Annotated in this window: 16 protein-coding genes; all 16 read left to right on the plus strand. The window is 35.7% G+C overall.

Going from position 1 to position 21,470, the window contains the following annotated elements; translation table 11 throughout:
* The first annotated feature begins 262 nt into the window (after positions 1 to 262).
* Complete coding sequence (rny, locus tag HW423_RS06035) at positions 263 to 1,822, plus strand: ribonuclease Y (protein WP_218931038.1); 1,560 nt, start codon at positions 263 to 265, stop codon at positions 1,820 to 1,822.
* Between the two features lie 182 nt (positions 1,823 to 2,004).
* Entirely contained in the window at positions 2,005 to 2,787 is a 783-nt protein-coding gene (locus HW423_RS06040) for a TIGR00282 family metallophosphoesterase (protein ID WP_218931039.1), read from the plus strand.
* Positions 2,788 to 2,797: 10 nt separating this feature from the next.
* Positions 2,798 to 5,374 carry a DNA mismatch repair protein MutS gene (gene mutS / locus HW423_RS06045; RefSeq protein ID WP_218931040.1) on the plus strand — a complete coding sequence of 859 codons (2,577 nt, stop codon included), beginning with the start codon at positions 2,798 to 2,800 and terminating at the stop codon, positions 5,372 to 5,374.
* A 21-nt stretch (positions 5,375 to 5,395) separates the two neighbouring features.
* Positions 5,396 to 7,330 carry a DNA mismatch repair endonuclease MutL gene (gene mutL, locus HW423_RS06050; RefSeq protein ID WP_218931041.1) on the plus strand — a complete coding sequence of 645 codons (1,935 nt, stop codon included), beginning with the start codon at positions 5,396 to 5,398 and terminating at the stop codon, positions 7,328 to 7,330.
* Positions 7,327 to 7,767 carry a peptide-methionine (R)-S-oxide reductase MsrB gene (msrB, locus tag HW423_RS06055; RefSeq protein WP_218931042.1) on the plus strand — a complete coding sequence of 147 codons (441 nt, stop codon included), beginning with the start codon at positions 7,327 to 7,329 and terminating at the stop codon, positions 7,765 to 7,767. Before mutL ends, msrB (HW423_RS06055) begins: the two co-directional genes overlap by 4 nt.
* An 11-nt stretch (positions 7,768 to 7,778) precedes the next feature.
* A complete protein-coding gene (msrB, locus tag HW423_RS06060) occupies positions 7,779 to 8,216 on the plus strand; it encodes a peptide-methionine (R)-S-oxide reductase MsrB (RefSeq protein ID WP_218931043.1) in 438 nt (145 codons plus the stop codon).
* A gap of 7 nt (positions 8,217 to 8,223) precedes the next feature.
* Positions 8,224 to 8,823 (plus strand): Holliday junction branch migration protein RuvA, encoded by a 600-nt coding sequence (gene ruvA, locus HW423_RS06065; protein ID WP_218931044.1) that lies wholly within the window; start codon positions 8,224 to 8,226, stop codon positions 8,821 to 8,823.
* A gap of 15 nt (positions 8,824 to 8,838) precedes the next feature.
* On the plus strand, positions 8,839 to 9,861 hold the full coding sequence (ruvB, locus tag HW423_RS06070) for a Holliday junction branch migration DNA helicase RuvB (protein ID WP_218931045.1): 1,023 nt from the start codon (positions 8,839 to 8,841) through the stop codon (positions 9,859 to 9,861).
* A gap of 1 nt (position 9,862) precedes the next feature.
* Positions 9,863 to 10,897 carry a tRNA preQ1(34) S-adenosylmethionine ribosyltransferase-isomerase QueA gene (gene queA / locus HW423_RS06075; RefSeq protein WP_218931046.1) on the plus strand — a complete coding sequence of 345 codons (1,035 nt, stop codon included), beginning with the start codon at positions 9,863 to 9,865 and terminating at the stop codon, positions 10,895 to 10,897.
* 120 nt (positions 10,898 to 11,017) lie between these two features.
* Positions 11,018 to 14,374 (plus strand): DNA polymerase III subunit alpha, encoded by a 3,357-nt coding sequence (locus HW423_RS06080; RefSeq protein ID WP_218931047.1) that lies wholly within the window; start codon positions 11,018 to 11,020, stop codon positions 14,372 to 14,374.
* Between the two features lie 164 nt (positions 14,375 to 14,538).
* A complete protein-coding gene (pfkA, locus tag HW423_RS06085) occupies positions 14,539 to 15,513 on the plus strand; it encodes a 6-phosphofructokinase (protein WP_218931079.1) in 975 nt (324 codons plus the stop codon).
* Between the two features lie 33 nt (positions 15,514 to 15,546).
* Entirely contained in the window at positions 15,547 to 17,304 is a 1,758-nt protein-coding gene (pyk, locus tag HW423_RS06090; protein ID WP_218931080.1) for a pyruvate kinase, read from the plus strand.
* Between the two features lie 205 nt (positions 17,305 to 17,509).
* Positions 17,510 to 18,370: a CvfB family protein gene (locus HW423_RS06095; RefSeq protein WP_218931048.1), complete on the plus strand. Its 861-nt coding sequence runs from the start codon at positions 17,510 to 17,512 to the stop codon at positions 18,368 to 18,370.
* Positions 18,371 to 18,385: 15 nt separating this feature from the next.
* Positions 18,386 to 19,282 (plus strand): site-specific tyrosine recombinase XerD, encoded by an 897-nt coding sequence (gene xerD / locus HW423_RS06100; protein ID WP_218931049.1) that lies wholly within the window; start codon positions 18,386 to 18,388, stop codon positions 19,280 to 19,282.
* A 12-nt stretch (positions 19,283 to 19,294) separates the two neighbouring features.
* On the plus strand, positions 19,295 to 20,464 hold the full coding sequence (gene deoB / locus HW423_RS06105) for a phosphopentomutase (protein WP_218931050.1): 1,170 nt from the start codon (positions 19,295 to 19,297) through the stop codon (positions 20,462 to 20,464).
* A 14-nt stretch (positions 20,465 to 20,478) separates the two neighbouring features.
* On the plus strand, positions 20,479 to 21,279 hold the full coding sequence (locus HW423_RS06110; RefSeq protein WP_218931051.1) for a purine-nucleoside phosphorylase: 801 nt from the start codon (positions 20,479 to 20,481) through the stop codon (positions 21,277 to 21,279).
* Positions 21,280 to 21,470 lie beyond the last annotated feature (191 nt).

The raw sequence follows: 21,470 nt of genomic DNA on the forward strand, positions 1-21,470 counted from the left end.
TTAAATAATATTTTATAAAAAAAAAAATAGTAAGCGATTTACATCTGGTAACTCAAAACTTAAGCATTCATAGACCTGAGCACTTACTCCGAGATTTCTATTAGAAAGTAATTTGAAATTATCTATATTATATAATTGTGATTGATTGACTAATTGACAAAATAGTCATATGATAGTATGTGTGGTTGCACACTATTTATTTTACTTAATTTTAACACTAAAATGAATACTTTAAAATTACATAGATCAGGAGGTGACTCATATGGACTTTATGTCAATCGCCTTCGCGATCGTTGCTTTAATAGTTGGAATTATAATCGGCTTTTTATTCAAAAAAGTGTCAGACAATAAACGTATTGAGGGTGCGAAAGCAAATGCTGAAGTCATTATTGACGATGCAATTAAACAAGCTCAAAATCTTAAACGAGAAGCGCTATTCGAAGCGAAGGAAGAAAATCTAAAGTACCGTAATGAGATGGAGGCGGAATTAAAAGAGCGTCGCAATGAAGTCAGTAGATCCGAGAATCGTTTAATTCAAAAAGAAGAAAATTTAGATCAAAAAGGTAATAATTTAGACAAAAGAGAATTAAATATTGAATCTAAAGAAGATGATTTGAACAAACGACTACAAAGTGTTACTGATAAAGAAGCAAGAGTGAATGAAATAATTCAACAACAAAAAGATGAATTAGAACGTGTCGCAGCATTGTCTCGAGACGATGCAAGAGAGTTAATTATTGACGAAACAAGAGATGGTTTAACTCAAGACATAGCAATAATGGTTCGTGATGCAGAGCAACAAGCTAAAGATGAAGCAGACCGTAATGCGAAGAATATTATACTACAAGCAATTCAAAGAACATCCACCGATATTGTCACTGACAATTCAGTGAGTGTTGTTCAATTACCTAACGACGATATGAAAGGTCGTATAATAGGTAGAGAAGGTAGAAATATTCGAACATTCGAAAGCTTAACTGGTATCGATTTAATTATTGATGATACACCAGATACTGTCGTATTAAGTGGATTTGATCCAATTCGACGCCAAATTGCAAAAATTGCTTTAGAAAAATTAATCCAAGATGGACGGATTCATCCTGCTCGAATTGAAGAAATGGTTGAAAGAGCTAGAAAAGAAGTCGATGAAAAAATTCGAGAAGTCGGTGAAGAAGCTACATTTGAATTAGGCATTCATTCACTGCATCCAGACTTGATTAAAATCATTGGTCGATTAGCTTATCGCACTAGTTATGGTCAAAACGTCCTAAAACATTCCATCGAAGTAGCTAAATTAACGGGCTATATGGCGGGTGAATTAGGTGAAGACGTTGTCGTAGCTAAACGAGCTGGTTTACTACATGATTTAGGTAAAGCATTAGATAATGAAATTGAAGGTACACACGTTGAGATTGGGACAGAGATTGCTAAACGTTATAAAGAATCAGACGTTATTGTTAACGCAATTGCTTCCCATCATGGAGATACTCAACCAACTTCAATGATATCAGTGTTAGTTGCTTTAGCAGATGCATTTTCTGCAGCAAGACCTGGTGCTAGAAGTGAATCACTTGAGAATTATATACGTCGACTTGAACAATTGGAAGAAATTTCAACAAGTTTTGATGGTGTCTCTCATGCTTACGCAATTCAAGCTGGACGAGAAGTCAGAGTAGCAGTTAGACCAGACAAAATCAATGACGCACAAGCGGCTAAGGTGGCTCATGACATTCGAAAACGTGTCGAGTCTGAGATGAATTATCCAGGAAACATTAAAGTAACGGTAATTCGCGAAACAAGATCTGTCGAATATGCCAAATAATTGAGTTAAAACTACGAGCGTTAATGCTCGTAGTTTATTTTTTTGGTATTAATGTATTTTTAAAAGCTAAAAACGATAAATATAATGCAATAATCAGAAGAAGTCGGATAATACTGTCGGCTTTATTTTACATGAAAATATTGATATGATATTAGGTAAGATTAACTGGAAAGAGGACTCGCATGAAAATATTATTTATAGGCGACATTGTTGGAGTGAGTGGGCAAGAGGCAATAAAAAAATATTTAACTCAACTGAAACAAGAACACAAACCACAAGTTACGATTGCAAATGGTGAAAACATTGCAGACGGACATGGAATTACAGAAACACTTTATAAATGGCTAATGTCATCAGGAGTAGATGCGATTACACTAGGAAATCACGCTTTTGATAACCGAAATATTTACGAATTTATTTCAGACGCAAAGTGTTTAGTGCGCCCGGTCAATATGCCAGAAGGAACTCCAGGTAAAGGTGTTCACTATGTTAGAGTAAATGATAAGGAATTGGCTATTATCAACGTCATAGGGAATGTATTTATGAAGCCTTCACTCGATGCATTTAATTACTTGAAGCCGTTAATTGAATCGGTTAAGAAAAGAACAAACCATATTTTTATTGATTTTCATGGTGAAACAACGAGTGAAAAACAAGCGATGGGCTTTTTATTTGATGGACAAATCTCTGCACTTGTAGGAACGCATACACATGTTCAAACAAATGATGGCAGAGTCCTGCCACAGGGAACCGCTTATATATCAGATGTCGGCATGACAGGTGCTTTAAATAGTGTGATTGGTTTCCGTAAAGAGGATTCCATTCGGCGTTTTATAAGCCAATTGCCAACGCGATTAGAACAAGAAATTTCGAATGAAGCTGTTATTAGTGCAGTTGTCATCGATATCAATTCGTCAACAGGATTAGCAAAATCAATTAAAACAATATATCAGCAAATTAGATAGGAAGATATAAATGGCAAAAAAGACGAAACAAACGCCAATGATGGAACAATATTTAAAAATTAAAGAAAGTTATCCGGATGCGTTTTTATTTTATCGGTTAGGTGATTTTTATGAGTTATTTCATGAGGACGCAATCCAAGCATCGAAAATATTAGAAATCACTTTAACATCCAGAAATAAAAATGCTGATAATCCGATACCTATGTGTGGGGTTCCGTATCATTCTTCAACAGAGTATATAAAACGCTTAATTGAAGCCGGTTATAAAGTTGCGATTTGTGAACAAATGGAAGACCCTAAACAAGCAAAAGGGATGGTCAAAAGAGAAGTCGTCAGAGTGGTGACACCCGGGACAATTCTTGAAGATGATGCGATACCAACAAAAGAGAACAATTATCTTGCATGTATTCATATCGGTGATAATGGCTATTATTTAAGCTACATTGATATCTCAACGGGGGAATTATATTTGACCAAAACGACTATCTGGAATCAATTAGTAAATGAAGTCAAAGGCATTAATCCTTCAGAGGTGGTCATTGATTCCAAGATTGATAGCGAATTATTAGAGAAATTAAAACAACATTTAGGTAGTTTCTTTACTTTATTCGAAAGTAACCATGAAATAACACATTCATGGAAGATAGCTGAACCAACAAATGATGAATTAATAAACTTAAATATGCTTTATGGCTATTTGGAAAGTATTTATATTACTAATTTAGAACATATAAAAGAAGTTGAACGTTACGAACTCAGTTCTTATATGCAAATGAACTATTATGCGAAGTCACAATTAGAATTGACTCGCTCATTGCGTTCTCAAAAGAAAAAAGGTTCCTTACTCGACTTAATTGACAAAACTAAAACAGCCATGGGCGGCCGAAAATTACATCAATGGTTAGACAAACCCTTGCTAGATATGAACGATTTAACTGATCGACATCAAAAAGTTGAAAACTTAATGGGTTTTTATTTTGAACGTGTAGACTTAATGGACAGTTTGAGTCAAATCTATGATTTAGAACGACTTGTAACAAAGATTAGTTTAGGGAATGCAACTGCACGTGATTTAAATCAATTACGTAATTCATTGCAAGGCATTCCTAGAATCAACAAAATATTAGAAGTCATTAATAATCATTTAGCGCATGATGTCAATAGTACGTCATTTAAATTATTAGATGAATATAAACCGTTATTAGAATACGTCGATTCAGTATTAGTGGATGATCCTCCCATTTCAATCACTGAAGGAAATATTATAAAAGATAAGGTCAATGAACAATTAGATACATATAGAGACGCCTTGGAAAACGGACAAAAATGGCTCTCAGAGCTACAAAAGAGAGAGCGCGAACAGACAGGTCTTAAAACGTTAAAAGTTGGTTACAATAAAGTATTTGGCTATTATATTGAAATTAGCCGACTTCAAGCAGCAAACTTTAATGATGACCGCTATATTCGTAAACAAACGTTGACGAATGCTGAGCGATATATTACTGAAGAATTGAAAGAAATTGAAGCGACTATTCTCGGTGCCCAAGAGAAATCAACGTCTTTAGAGTATGATTTATTTATTGTACTGAGAGAACACGTAGCAAAATATGTGAGCGGCTTACAAGAGCTAGCTCATGAAGTAGCTACATTAGACGTACTAGTCAACTTCGCGAATATTAGTGAGTCTGAAGACTATGTTCGAGCGGAATTAACCCATGAAGCTAAAAGTATTGAATTAGAAGATTCGCGACACCCAGTTGTCGAAAGTTTAATTGGAAAAGCCAATTTTGTGCCTAATTCTTTATCCTCAGATGATGATCGATCTTTATTCTTACTAACTGGGCCAAACATGTCAGGTAAAAGTACATTTATGCGTCAAATTGCATTTTGTGTTATTTTAAATCAAATCGGCTGTTTTGTTCCGGCTAAACGAGCAAAACTACCAATCATAGATAAAATCTTTACACGTATTGGAAGTTCAGATGACACGACAAGTGGTCAAAGTACATTCATGGTTGAGATGATGGAGACGAATGTGGCTTTGGAAGAAGCGACAGAGAATAGTTTACTTTTATTTGATGAGATAGGACGAGGAACAGCGACCTTCGATGGGATGGCCTTGGCTGAAGCAATAATTAAATACATTGCTAAAAACGTCAAAGCGTTGACTATTTTCTCAACACACTATCATGAACTGACTGAATTGGATAAAACCATTGATGAAGTGAAAAATATTCATGTCGGTGCCCAAGAATACGATGGAAACTTGATATTCTTACATAAAGTTCTTGATGGACCGGCAGATAAAAGTTATGGAATTCATGTGGCTAAGTTAGCAGGTTTACCCGAGAGCGTCCTAGAGGAGAGTCAAGAAATTTTAGTCGAACTCGAAACCAATGCGAAAAACTTACGTGAATCTGGAGCAGTTCAATTAGATTTATTCGATGAACGAGAAGCCGAAGTCATTCAAGAAGTGGTAACAGATAATATTCAATCAATTGTGGATGATTTACGTTCACTTAATATTAATCAAATGACTCCCATCGAAGCAATGCAAAAACTTTACGAATGGAATCAAGAACTATAGTATACTGTTGGAGGTGATATAATGGGAATTATTAAGCAAATGCCAGACTTTTTGGCGAATCAAATTGCTGCAGGGGAAGTCGTTGAACGACCAGCCTCGGTTGTAAAAGAATTAGTGGAGAATGCCATAGATGCTGAAAGTACACAAATTATTGTTGAATTAATCGAAGCAGGTATTCAACAAATTAAAGTGACAGATAACGGTAAGGGGATTATTGCCGAAGACTTGCCAATGGCGTTTATGGCACATGCAACAAGTAAGATATATGAATCAACAGATTTATTCAATATCAATTCCTTAGGTTTCCGTGGAGAAGCTCTAGCAAGTATTGGTTCTGTAAGTAAGGTTCGTGTCGAGTCAATGACAGAAGATGACGATAGTAGACATTTTATTGAGATAGAAGGGTCTAAAATCATTGAAGAAGGATTGACTCAAGCAAAAATTGGTACAACGGTTGAAGTGAATAGTTTATTCTACAATACACCAGCCCGTCTTAAGCATTTAAAGACAATCAAGACAGAATTAAGTCATTCCTTGAAATTCATACAAAATATTGCTTTAGCCTATCCTGATATTCGGTTTAAACTGACCCACAATGGTCAAGAGATTTTCGCCAGTCATGGAAACGGTAATCTCCAACAAGTGATTGCGAGTGTGTATCAACCTGCATTAGCAAGAGATTTAATTCCAATCCAAAGCGAATCGGATGATTTTTCAATCAATGGATTTATATCTAAACCGACCTTAACTCGTACGAGCAAACAATATATCCATTGGATTATTAATGGTCGTTCAGTGAAGAGTTATATGTTAGATGAAGTGTTAATTAAAGCGTATGGTAGACAATTGATGATTGGGCGTTACCCCATCGCTATTATTCGAATTCAACTCGACCCAAGACTGGTGGATGTGAATGTGCATCCAACGAAACAAACGGTACGTTTAAGTAAGGAAGATGAATTAAGTGAGTTAATTACACAAGCGGTGCACCAAACGTTAGATGTAGTCAATCCAATTCCTTCTTTAGAAGAAAGTGATTTGCCCAATGTTAATAGAAACAATACAAATTATGACCTAGTTCAGTTTAACTTTTCGCAAAAAGCACCACTAACAAATATCGAGCCGGACTGGGTTCAAAACACAGAACCCGAAGCGAAACCGATGGATTATAAAGAACAATTGCAACATGCGCTCAATAATAATGACACAAAGCGAAGTGGTTCCATTGGAGAACCAACTGGTGTAATCTATCAGCGAAGTGAACCAACGAACGAAACAATTCAAACAAATGACTTCGATCCTTCAACAACAAACAAGCACCCTGTAGAAGAAAGCGAACGATATTCCTTAGACTTTTACAATTTAAGATATGTCGGTCAAATTCATGGGACCTATTTAATCGCAGAAAATGAGACTGGATTTTATTTAATTGACCAACATGCGGCTCAAGAACGCATCCGTTATGAAGACTTAATGAACGAAGAAGTCGATGTTACAATCCAACAACAGCTACTTATGCCAATTATCATCAATTTTACGACAAGTGAAATGGAGATCATTAGCGAATTAGAAGATCAATTCGAGAAATTAGGTCTTTATTTGGAATTGATGGGGCCTACAAGCTATAAGTTGGAAAGTTATCCGGATTGGTTGTATTATGAAGAGGTCGAAGGATTAGTAACGGATTTAGTAGAACTTTTGAATAAGCAGCCGAATTTGACAGTTCAAGAATTAAAAGAACGATCAATTATTATGCAAAGTTGTCGGGGCGCGATTAAAGCGAATCATTATTTAGATGATAAACAAGCAATTGCTTTAATTCATGGACTAGATGGATTAGAAGATCCATACCATTGTCCACATGGCCGTCCTGTGTTTGTCGAATTTGATCAAAACACATTAGAAAAACTATTCAAACGAATCCAAGATACACACGAGAGAGGGGCATTTAGATGAGTAAAGCAGAAAAATACAATGAAAACATTAAAAAATTAAATGAATTACAGTATAAGGTGACACAAGAAAGTGCGACGGAGCGTCCGTTCACTGGAGAATACGATGATTTCTATGAAAAAGGTATTTATGTCGATATTGTCAGTGGAAAACCGTTGTTCTCAAGTTCAGATAAGTATGATGCGGGTTGTGGTTGGCCATCATTTTCACAGCCAATTGAAGAATCATTTGTTACTGAACATGATGATTTCAGCTTGAACCGTAAACGAACTGAAATCCGCAGTTCTGATGCCGATTCACACTTAGGTCATGTATTTCCAGATGGGATTGAGGAATTGGGTGGCCTGCGCTATTGCATTAACTCAGCGGCATTAAGATTTATTCCTGAAGAAGAGATGGCAGAAAAAGGATATAGCGAATATCTTAAATATGTAAAATAGGAGTGAGTATAATGGCTAAATTAGATTATCAAGAACAAATTAAAAATTTAAATGAAAATCAATATCAAGTAACACAAAACGAAGGAACAGAAAGACCTTTCACGGGTGAGTATGATGACTTTTATGAAAAAGGCATTTACGTAGATATCGTAAGTGGTGAACCTTTATTCTCAAGTAGTACTAAATATGATGCGGGTTGCGGATGGCCATCATTCTCACAACCAATCACGAAGACAAATATTGTCGAAAATACTGATTTAAGTCATGGGATGGTTAGAACTGAAGTGAGAAGTACCGATGCTGATTCACATCTAGGACATGTATTTAACGATGGACCACAAGATCAAGGTGGATTACGTTATTGTATTAACTCAGCTTCATTAAAATTCATTCCTTTTGAGGAAATGGATGAAGCGGGCTACAGTGAATATAAAAGCCAGGTGGAGTAATTAGACTATGTATGAGTTTATAGAAGGAATATTACACTCTGTTACACCACAATATATTGTTATTAATGTGAATGGGATTGGCTATAAAATTATTACAGCCAATCCTTTTCGTTGGCAAGACTCCTTAAGTCAAACCGTTCAATGTCAAGTTGAGTTAGTCACTCGAGAAGATTCGATGACTTTATACGGTTTTTATGATGCCAACGAAAAACAATTGTTCCATAAATTAAATAAAGTATCCGGGATTGGACCTAAAAGTGCTTTATCTATCTTAGCTTTAGATGATCACGATGGGTTAATTCAAGCGATTGAATCGGGAGATAGCCAGTATTTAACGAAATTTCCAGGTGTGGGTAAAAAGACTGCCCAACAAATGGTACTAGACTTAAGAGGGCAATTAGGCTTTGCCTCTGGAGTAGCTAAGAGTGACACATCACAAAGCACAAGTGCATCAGATGAGATTAATGAGAAAGTCATCGAAGCACTCGAAGGTCTTGGTTACTCGCAACGTGAAATTAAACGTGTTGAGAAAGCAATAAAGGCTGAGCAATTTAACTCAACCCAAGACGGCTTGAGTTATGCTTTCAAATTATTAATTAAAAACTAACAAGGAGGGCAGAGTATGAGTCATGAAGACCGTATTTTACAAAACGAACCGTTAAATGAAGCAGAAGAAATGCAAGAACAATTACTGCTTCGACCTAAATTACTTAAAGATTATATTGGTCAAGACAAATTAAAAAAAGAATTGTCAGTCTATTTACAAGCAGCTAAAATGCGTGAAGAAGTATTAGACCATATTTTAGTTTATGGCCCTCCAGGCTTAGGTAAAACAACATTAGCAATGATTATTGCGAATGAGTTAGAAGTTGGAATACAAACAACGAGTGGTCCAGCCATTGAAAGACCTGGGGATTTATTAGCGATATTGAATGAACTAAATCCAGGCGACGTTCTCTTTATCGACGAGATTCATCGTCTTCCTCGTATAATTGAAGAAGTATTGTATTCTGCGATGGAAGATTATTTTGTTGATATCGTCATTGGGCAAGGATCAGCCAGTCAGCCTATCCACTTTGAATTGCCGCCGTTCACACTGATAGGGGCAACAACGAGAGCAGGAATGCTTTCACAACCTTTAAGAGACCGATTTGGGATTGTGTCTCATTTGGAATACTATAATACAGAGGATTTAAAAGCGATTGTTAATCGAACAGCAAATGTTTTTCAAATTGAGATTGATGATCATGGCGCGCAAGAAATTGCTTTAAGAAGCCGAGGAACTCCCCGAATTGCGAATCGATTGCTTAGACGTGTGCGAGATTTTGCACAAGTTAAAAGTAATGGTAGAATAACTCAATCAGTAACAGACGAATCTCTGCAAATTCTTGATATTGATGAGTACGGTTTAGATCGAGTAGACCGAAAATTACTATCAACAATGATTGAATTGTATGATGGTGGTCCGGTTGGGCTAAGTACGATTGCGATAAACATCAGTGAAGATACAGAGACAGTCATTGATATGTATGAGCCTTACTTATTACAGAATGGCTTTATCCAAAGAACACCCAGAGGCCGAGTAGCAACTAAAAAGACATATGAACACTTAGGCTACCTATGGATGGAAACGAAAGAGGAATAAAATGTTAACGACAAAAGATTTTGATTATGAATTACCAGAGCATTTAATCGCTCAAACGCCGCTAGAAGACCGAAGTGCTTCGCGTCTCTTAGTTCTTAATAGAGAAGATGATACCTTGGAAGACACAGACTTTAAACATATCCTAGATTATTTAAATCCTGGAGATGCTTTAGTAGTCAATGAAACGCGAGTAATTCCAGCACGCATCGTTGGTGTAAAACCAGATACCGGTGGACATCTAGAAGTATTACTATTAAATAATACTCAAGGTAATGAGTGGGAAGTGTTAGTTAAACACGCGCGTCGAGCTAAAGTAGGAACGGTCATCGTATTTGGTAAAGAAGCTCAACTTCGCGCAGTAGTTAAAGAAGAATTAGAGCATGGTGGGCGAATAATTGAATTTGAATACGAAGGTGTCTTTTTAGAAATATTGGAGACACTAGGTCAAATGCCGCTCCCACCATATATTAAAGAAAGACTCGAAGATCCAGAGCGTTATCAAACGGTTTATGCGAAAGAAAATGGTTCGGCAGCTGCACCAACAGCCGGTTTACATTTTACAAATGAGTTGTTTGAACAAGCAAAAGAAAAAGGAATTGAAATTATTCCACTAACACTGCATGTAGGTTTAGGAACATTTAGACCAGTGTCTGTTGAAAATCTAGAAGAACATGAAATGCATTCTGAGTTTTATAACTTAAGTGCTCAAAGTGCTGAGCGCATTAACAAAATTAAAGATAATGGCGGTAAAATTGTAGCAGTTGGAACAACTTCTGTTAGAACCTTAGAAACAATTGCAAATGATAATAACGGAGAAATTAAAGCAGGTTCAGGTTGGACATCAATCTTTATTACACCTGGTTATGAGTTTAAAGCAGTGGATCATTTAATAACGAACTTCCACTTACCTCAATCAACGTTAGTGATGTTAGTTAGTGCATTCTATAACCGAGAAAGAACACTCCAAGCTTATAGACATGCGGTAGACAAAGAATATCGATTCTTTAGTTTTGGAGATGCGATGTTAATTCTGTAAGTAAATTAGAGCGCTTTGTTGGACAAACCAACAAGGCGTTTTTTTCTCTTAAAGATTGAGGATAGAGGGAATAGAAGCGATATGGTATGATATGAACGAGAATGATTAGGAGGTGATCCGATGTTATTAAATGTTCAAAGTGAGTATTCACTTTTGAGTAGTACGTTAAGAATCAATGATTATATTGAAGAAGCCAAACGATTAGGTTATGATGCGATTGGCTTAGCAGATAATCAAGTGCTTCACGGAGCGTTACAATTTTACACACAAGCGAGAAAGATGGGTTTGAAGCCTTTAATCGGTTTAAACATTACGCTAATTGGTGGAATCAGACAAGATGAGCGTTACCCATTTATGCTGTATGCAAAGAGTGAAGCAGGTTATCACCATCTAATTAAAATTTCAAGAATGGTTGAAAATAATCACATTGATGATTTAGAAGTTTGGGCTTATTTAGAACAACAAGCAACTGATTTAGTATATATATCATCGGGAAGACTGAGTGAGATGGAACAAGCCATTATTCATGAGGATGGCGAACATGAAAAGAAGATAGTAACTTATCTTAATCAAGTATTCGGAAATAAACATGTATTTATGGGAATGACAATCTATCCATACAATAAATCCGAAATTGAGATGTTATCACATTTTGCGCAGAAAAATCATATCCAGCAAGTGGTAGCTCAATTAGTAAATTCATTAAATGAAGATGAAGCTTTCAGTTTACAGATCCTCGAAGCCATAAAAGACAATGAAACGATTGATCATTCATTACGTTATTCCAAAGGTTCAAACTTTTTATTTCCAAAAGAAACACTTCGTTCAATGTATGTTAATAACGGATTAGAAGAAGTTTGGGAGAATACGGAAAACCTCGTAGCAACATTGAATGTAGCCATTGATTCAAGCCAATCTTATTTGCCAAAATATCAATCGCCTGATGATTTAACGGCCTCAGAATATGTCAAAGAATTGACGTTCAATCAACTAGAGAAGATAGGCAAAAGTCAAGATGAAACATACATCCAGCAATTAAATCATGAATTGCAAGTCATTGATCGGATGGGCTTCAGTGACTACTTCTTAATTGTATGGGATATTATCAAATATTGTCGTGAGAAAAATATTCGAATCGGACCGGGTAGGGGTTCAGCAGCGGGTTCACTGGTCAGTTATTTATTACAAATTACATTAGTTGACCCTATCGAATATGATTTATTATTCGAACGTTTTTTAAACCCAGAACGCTACAATATGCCCGATATTGATATCGATATTCCAGATAATAAAAGAGAAGCAGTATTAAAATACATTCAAAAAAGATACGGACATGAACAAGTCGCTCAAATTGTAACTATGGGAACCTTTGGTGCGAAAGCTTCAATTCGAGATACTTTGCGTGTCGTTGGTGCGGATAGTGATCAACTAAAACGCTGGTCGCAAGCAATACCATCGGATCAAAACCAATTAATGACTTTAGAGAGAGCAGTCAAGCAATCCAAATCATTACAAGCAATTGTTTCACAAAGCGAATTTAATCGAGACATTTTTAATGCGGCACAAACTATAGAAGGATTACCCCGTCATAATTCGACCCATGCGGCAGCAGTAGTAATTAATGATTTTCCGCTTGATTCGATTATTCCCGTCAAAGATCGTGAGAATGATTTGTTAATCACACAGTTTACAATGAACGATGTCGAACAAATGGGCTTATTAAAGATGGATTTTTTAGGATTAAGAAACTTAACAATTCTTGATAATATTATCCGTAATATTAAAGTAAATAAAAATATCGATCTCTTAGTACAAGATATTCCGATGAATGATTATGAAACGATTAAACTGTTTCAAGAAGCCGATACAAATGGGGTATTTCAATTTGAATCAGACGGAATTAAAGATGTACTAAAACGATTAAAGCCAGAAAACTTTGAAGATATAGTCGCCGTTAATGCACTGTATCGACCAGGACCAATGAAACAAATTGATTCCTTTATTCGAAGAAAGCACGGCAAGGAAAAAATTGAGTACGTCAACGAAGTCTTAGAACCAATATTGAATACGACTTATGGAATTATTGTATATCAAGAGCAGGTCATGCGAATCGTCGTTGATATGGCTGGGTTTTCTCTGGGAGAATCGGATATTTTACGGCGTGCTATGGGGAAAAAGCAAGTAGACGTCATGGAAAAGGAAAGAGAGCACTTTGTAAATGGTGCCATCAATAAGGGTCATACAGAACAGGCTGCTAAAGTTGTCTACAATTATATATATGAATTTAGTAATTATGGGTTTAATCGAGCTCATGCCGTTGTTTACTCAACCTTGGCCTATCAATTAGCTTATTTGAAAGCTAATTATACAGAAGAATTTTATCAAGCGATATTAAACAATGGGCGCTCGCAATCGACTTCTTTTAATCATTATATCCAAGAGGCTAAACGTAAATTACAGAAATTATTACCGTTGGATATTAATAAAAGTGGGGCAGGATTTAATGTTGATGAAGGTTTGCGCATTGGTTTCAACTCAGTCAATGGTGTTAGGGGAGAACTTATTGACCATATACTGGAAGACCGGAGTCAAATGGGAGCATATAAAAATCTATTGAACTTTCTTCAGCGATTACCACTCAATTTATTAAAAGTAGATATGATATCGCCATTAATTTATGCTGGCGCTTTTGATGGATTTGGTGCGAATCGGGCAACATTAGTACACAATTTACCCGCTATGATTCAATCCGTTGAATTCAGTGGCCAAAATATTAATTTATTCCAAGAAATGGAACCTAAAATTGAATGGAAAGAAGATTTTTCACTGATTGAACGTTTGAATTATGAGAAAGAAGCACTCGGATTTACAATTTCAGGGCATCCGCTAGATGCGTATAAAGATATCATTAATAATGATCCTGATTTTATTAATATTTCTGAAGCTTTGAACGCTCCATTAAAGAAAAAAGTAAAACTAATCGCAATGGTTCAAACTGTAAAAGTAATTCGAACAAAGAAAAATGATTTAATGGCTTTCTCAACAATCGGAGATGAATTTTACGCCATCGATCTTGTTGTTTTTCCAATGATTTATCAAAAAAGTATGCAATTGCTGAAAGAGAATAATATATTAATTATCGAAGGTACGGTAGGTGTTGACCGGCGCGACAACTTACAAATCGTCGTTGATGGATTAAAACCCGTCAGTAAATATAATAATAATCAAAAAACACCACAACCAACGAATACCATTCGTCGTTGTTTTATACAAATAGAAGATTTCGCCCAAGACCAAGCAAAAATTGAGAATGTGAAGCAATTGGCCTTGGACAACTTTGGACCCGCTGATATCATTTTAGTCGACCGAAATCGCCAAACAATTCAATTGGATTCGCCTTATACAATTAGTTATAGTTACCGAGTTCAACAACAACTTAAAGAAATTTTTGGTCAGGAACGAGTAGTTTTTAAATAAATCATTTAATTACTGATATTAAAGCAATAAAATGAAAGTGAAAACGTTCCTTTCATAAAAAAAGAATTGAAATGATATGACTTTATATATGAATAATGATAAAATAACGGCAGTGGTAAAAATCTTACCAATCTGTATTATTGAATTAGAGGTGGAAAATGGAAATCAAACGTATTGCCGTTTTAACTAGTGGTGGTGATGCACCTGGTATGAACGCAGCTATTCGTGCAGTTGTTGAGCAGGGTATTCATCATGGTTTAGAAGTTTATGGAGTATACTATGGTTATCGTGGTTTAGTAGAAGGAGATTTCCGACTACTAACACTCTCAGATGTGCATCATAACATTCGACGTGGTGGAACAATGTTATATTCAGCACGCTATCCTGAATTTAAACACAAAGAGTATCAAGAAAAAGCAATTAGCCAATTAGAAAAATTTGGTATTGATGCTTTAGTGGTTATAGGTGGTGACGGATCATTTGCCGGAGCTTTAAGTTTATCTAAATTAGGTTTCCCAGCCGTAGGAATTCCTGGAACAATCGATAATGATATCCCTGGAACAGAATACACTATCGGATTTGATTCAGCTGTCAGTGTCGCCTTAGACGCAATTGATAAAATTTCAGATACTGCTGCATCACATAATCGTACATTTGTTGTAGAAGTAATGGGAAGACACGCTGGAGATATCGCAATTTGGGCGGGTGTAGCTGCGGGTGCAGATGCAATTATTATCCCTGAAGAAGAATTTTTAATTGAAGATGTTGTTCGCCGTACTGAAGCAGGACGCTCAGCAGGTAAAGATTATTCACTTGTTGTTCTAGCTGAAGGGGCGATGGATGTTGACAATTTCGTTGAACAATTCCAAATATTAGCGCCGGATCAAAGTGTTCGCGGTGTTACATTATCACATATTCAACGTGGTGGAACACCTACTGCACGTGACCGTGTCTTTGCAACTTTAATGGGAGCTCGATCTGTTGACTTACTAATCGAAGGACAAAAAGCTATCTACTTAGGTGTTCGTGAAGAGCAATTAACTGTTTTTGATATAGTAGAAACTTTAGAAAAAACTGAACATCAAGTTAGACAAGATCTTTTTCAATTAAATCAAAAATTAACTGATCGTGGAAATTAAATTTAATTAAAAGGGGAAATATTATCAATGAATATTAAAAAAACTAAGATTGTTTGTACTTTAGGACCAGCAAGTGACGCTCAAGAGACAATGGAGCAATTAATTGAATCTGGAATGAACGTTGCTCGTTTTAACTTTTCACATGGTGATCATGAAGAGCAATTAGTTCGTTTCAACACTTTAAAAGCTGCTCGTGAAGCAACTAAACGTAACGTTGGTATCTTATTAGATACTAAAGGACCAGAAATCAGAACTCACTTAATGGCAACAGATATTGTTACTTTAGAACAAGGTAAAACTGTTCGCATTTCTATGGAAGAAGTTGCAGGTACTGAAGAAAGATTCTCTGTTTCTTACGATCAATTAATTAACGACGTTAAAGTTGGCGGGCACATCTTATTAGATGATGGTTTAGTTGATTTATTAATCACTGAAATCGACCACGAAAATGGTGATATCGTAACAGAAATCCAAAACAACGGTATTCTTAAATCTCGTAAAGGTGTGAACGTACCAAACGTATCACTTAACCTACCAGGTATCACTGAAAAAGATGAAAATGATATTCGTTTCGGAGTACGTGAAGGAGCTGACTTTATTGCAGCAAGTTTCGTACGTCGTGCATCAGACGTTATGGAAATTCGTCAAGTACTTGAAGAAGAAGGACGTCCTAATGTTAAAATTATTTCTAAGATTGAAAACCAAGAAGGTGTAGACAACTTAGATGAAATATTAGAAGTTTCTGATGGTATCATGGTTGCCCGTGGTGACTTAGGGGTAGAAATCCCAACGCCAGAAGTTCCAATTGTGCAAAAACACATTATCAAAAAATGTAATGAAGCTGGTAAAGTTGTAATTACTGCAACTCAAATGCTCGATTCAATGCAAAGTAATCCTCGTCCAACACGTGCCGAAGCCGGTGACGTTGCGAACGCAATCTTTGATGGAACAGACGCTGTCATGTTATCAGGTGAAACTGCCGCAGGTGATTACCCAGTTGAAGCTGTTAAAACAATGTCAAGTATTGCATTACGTACGGAAGAAGCATTAGTTGGTCAAGATGCAGTTACTCTTAAAGAATATGACAAACGTGACTTAACTGAAGCGATTGGTCAAGCTGTAGGACATACAGCTCGAAACTTAGCTATTAATACAATTGTAGCAGCGACAAGTTCTGGACATACTGCTCAAATGATTTCTAAATACCGTCCACAAGCTAATATTATTGCAGCGACATTCGATAACGAAATTAGTCGTTCATTAACATTAACATGGGGAGTACAAGCTTTCGAAATCGAAGCACCAGGATCAACAGATGAGATGTTAGACTCAGCAACTCAATTGGTTCAAGAAAAAGGTTTTGCAAGTGAAGGTGACTTAATTATCATCACTGCAGGTGTTCCAGTAACTGAATCTGGTACAACTAACTTAATGAAGATCCAATTAATCGGAACATTGTTAGCGCAAGGTGAAGGTATTGGTAGCGGAAACTACATCGGTAAAGCTGTTATTGCAAACTCTGCTGAAGAAGCAAATATTAAAACAGTTGTTGGTTCAGTATTAGTTGCTAAAAACACAGACGCTGATTACTCTGAAGCAATCAATAAAGCTGGAGCACTTATTGTAGAAGAAGGTGGAATTACTTCTCATGCTGCAGTTGTAGGACTTGAACGTGGAATTCCAGTTATTGTTGCAGTTGAAGGAGCATTATCTTCAATTAAAGCTGACGAATTAGTTACAGTAGATGCTCGTCGTGGACGCATTTACCGTGGAGCAACAGTAAGTATCTAATCTTACATTTTAATTAAGAGCACCATCAAATCTACGTATTTTAACTTTGATTTGATGGTGCTCATTTTTTTATGAATTTGCGCATAAAATACAGGTAACAAAGATTATAAAAGGTATATATTGGATGTTTAAGAAGAAATCCATGTCGACTTTATGTTAAAATAGAAATTAAATAGCAGTAAAAATTATAAGAAGGAGGGCTTAAATGGTTCAATTTGGAGAAATAATTGAAGCAAAAATTATAGATGAAAATGATCTAAGTTATTTTGCCCAAAAAGATGGTATTACATTTAATATTCCAAAGGATTCTACTGATGAAACTTATGAAAATGGTGAAACAGTAGAGGGATTAATCTATCAAGATAAAGACGAGACGAACATCTTACAAGTAGAATTACCAGATATTCGCCCAGGCTATTATGGATGGGGAAGAGTGATTCAATCAATATATAGTCTTGGAATTTTCGTTGATGTTGGTTTAATTAATAAAGACGTCGTAGTATCTCTGGATGATTTACCAGAAGATAATAAAAAATGGCCTCGTCACGGAGATAAGTTATACTTAACATATCAAGTTGATAATAAAGACCGTTTTTGGGGTGTTCTAGCACAAGAAGAGGATTTAAATAAATTAAAACGCAAAGCACCAGCCCGTATGATGAATCAGGAAGTTAGCGCAACAGTAATAAGCAATAAAGATGTGGGTGTTCAAGCCATATCTGTCGAAGGTTTCGAGATATTTGTTCATGAAAGTGAAATGGAACACCGACTTCGTGTAGGTGAGCCAGTACAATTAAGAATTATTCATGTTCATAAAGATGGTACTTTAAATGGATCTACGAAACCACGTGCATTTGAAGCATTAGATGATGATTCAGAAATGATTTATGCGGTTTTAAGTAAGACACCTGATAAATTCTTACCTCTACACGATAAATCAGATCCTGAAGAAATCAGAAATTATTTAGGGTTGAGTAAATCACAATTCAAACGTGCCGTTGGAAGATTGATGAAGAACGGTCGTGTTACACAAGAGAAGGAAAAAGGAATTTTTCTGAAGGATTAGTATAGGAGTGATTGAATGGAAGAATTAATAGATGATTACGAACGTTATTTATTGATTGACCAAGGAAAATCACAAAACACCATCCAAAGTTACATGAGAGATTTGAAGAAGTTTGTTACATTTATTAACAAACAGGAAATTGTCGAAATTAACAATATTAATAAAGACACTATCCAATTGTATATTATAAGCCTGAACAAAGCGGGATTTGCAGCGAGTACAACGAATCGAATGATTTCGACCTTAAAAAACTTTTTCCACTATTTAATTAGAGAACAAAAGATGGATCACAACCCAATGGATTTAATCCAAGGGGCAAAGAATCGCAATCATTTACCAAAAACATTAAGTTCAAAAGAAATTGATCGTTTACTTGAAGCACCGGATACGGAAACTAACAATGGTATCCGTGACCGAGCGATATTAGAAGTGATGTATGCGACGGGGTTACGGGTCAGCGAGTTAACTCATTTAAAGATGAATGAACTTCATCTTGAATTAGGCTTTATACAAACAGTCGGTAAAGGAGATAAAGAACGAATTATCCCCATCGGTGAAGAAGCTCTTTTTTGGATTAAAAAGTATCTTGAAGAAGTTTATCCAATTTACGCTAAAAAATCGACCGATTCTACCATTCTATTCTTAACCCAACGTGGTAAACACTTTACCCGGCAAGGAATTTGGAAAAACTTAAAAAAATATGTTAACTTGGCTGGGATTGATCACGAAGTGTCACCTCATATTTTGCGACATTCTTTTGCGACACATTTGTTAGAGAATGGGGCTGATTTAAGAATGGTCCAAGAATTACTTGGGCATTCAGACATTTCCACCACACAAATTTATACTCATGTATCCAAACAGCGACTACAAGAAATATATCGTAACTCATTTCCAAGAGCGATAGATTAAAGGAGTAAAAATATGACATTTGATAGAATACATTTATTAGTTATGGACTCAGTAGGTATTGGAGAAGCAGCAGACGCTAAAGAATTTGGCGATGTTGGATCAAATACTTTAGGTAATATTGCCAACACGGTTGGTTTAAAATTACCAAACTTAACAAAGATGGGTTTAGGAAATATAGCGCCAATTAAAGGCATCGAACCAGTTGAAAATGCTACTGCATATTTTACTAAATTAGAAGAAGTATCTGCAGGAAAAGATACAATGACTGGACATTGGGAAATCATGGGTCTTCGTATTGACCAACCATTCCGAGTTTTCCCAGAAGGCTTCCCAGATGAATTAATTAAAAAAATTGAAACATTTTCAGGTCGCAAAATTATCGGGAATAAACCAGCTTCAGGAACTGAAATTTTAGATGAATTAGGCCAACACCAAATTGAAACAGGTGATTTAATTGTCTACACATCAGCGGACTCTGTTCTTCAAATTGCAGCTCATGAAGAAGTAATACCATTAGAAGAATTATATAAAATTTGTGAGTATGCAAGAGAAATAACTTTAGAAGATCCTTATATGATTGGTCGAATTATCGCTCGTCCTTATCTAGGTGAAGAGGGTAATTTTGAAAGAACAAGTAATAGACATGATTACGCATTAAGTCCTTTTGGAAATACAACCTTAGATTACTTGAAAGACGAATCATTTGATGTTATTTCTATTGGTAAAATCGAAGATATCTTTAACGGTCAAGGAATTACCGAAGGTCACCGAACTGAAAGTAATATGGATGGTGTCGATAAATTAATCAAAGTGATGGAAAAAGACTTTAAAGGCATAAGCTTTACAAACCTAGTTGATTTTGATGCTAAATTCGGTCACCGTCGTAACACACAAGGATATGCAGACGCATTAGAAGAATTTGATGCCCGTATTCCAGAAATGATAGACCACTTAGCAGAGAATGACTTATTAATTATTACGGCTGATCACGGGAATGACCCAACTTTCTCTGGAACTGATCATACACGTGAATATATACCAGTATTAGTTTATAGCAAAGCAATCAACGAACCAAAAGAATTAGATGCAACTTACTTCAGTGATATTGCTGCGACAATCTCTGATAACTTTTCAGTGAAACAAACTGAAGAAGGGCAATCTTTCCTAGATCAAATAAAATAAAAGGGGTATAAACTATGTTTACAGAAGCTATTGATTATATTAAAAGTAAAGGAATCACAGAACCAAAAGTTGGATTGATTTTAGGATCTGGTTTAGGTGATTTAGCTGACGAAATTGAAGAGTCTATTCAACTTGATTATTCTGATATTCCGAATTTCCCAGTGTCGACCGTTGAAGGACATGACGGAAAATTAGTATATGGAACACTTGCCGGGAAAAAAGTTATCGCTTTAAAAGGACGTTTTCATTATTATGAAGGCTATGACTTAGACAAAGTAACCTTCCCTGTGCGTATATTTAATGAATTAGGTGTTGAATCAGTTGTTATTACAAATGCTGCAGGTGGAGTAAATGAATCGTTTAATCCTGGTGACTTAATGATTATTACTGACCACTTGAACTTTACGGGTTCCAACCCACTCATTGGTCAAAATATTAGCGAACATGGACCACGTTTCGTAGACATGACTGAAACATATAGTTTACGTGGTCAACAATTATTAAAAGATATTGCTAAAGATAATGACTTCCCAATTAAAGAAGGTGTTTATACTTGGTTTACAGGACCAACTTATGAAACACCTGCTGAAATTAGAGCGACACGTGTGATGGGTGGAGATGCAGTTGGAATGTCAACTGTACCAGAAGCCATTGTTGCAAAACATTGTGGTTTAGAAGTATTTGGTATTTCTTGTATTACTAATCTAGCTGCAGGTATGCAAGCTGAATTGAATCATGAAGAGGTTGTTGAAGTTTCTACTAAAGTAAAACCAAGATTTAAATTACTTATTACAGAATTAATTAATCAAATTTAGCCAATGCATCTGAAAAAAGACAGGATAAGTTTATAATGAGAAATTGAGTTTTTTCGTTGCCAATTAAATTTCTTTGTCTACTAAAAAACAGTTTGAATTATAAAGAAGTATCATGTCTTTTTTTAATGTGTTTGTTTATATATAGAATCAACTTAATGTACAATTTCTTGAAATAATTATCATAACATGGT

The organism is Ruoffia halotolerans, from assembly GCF_014049385.1.
Lineage (GTDB): Bacteria > Bacillota > Bacilli > Lactobacillales > Aerococcaceae > Ruoffia > Ruoffia halotolerans.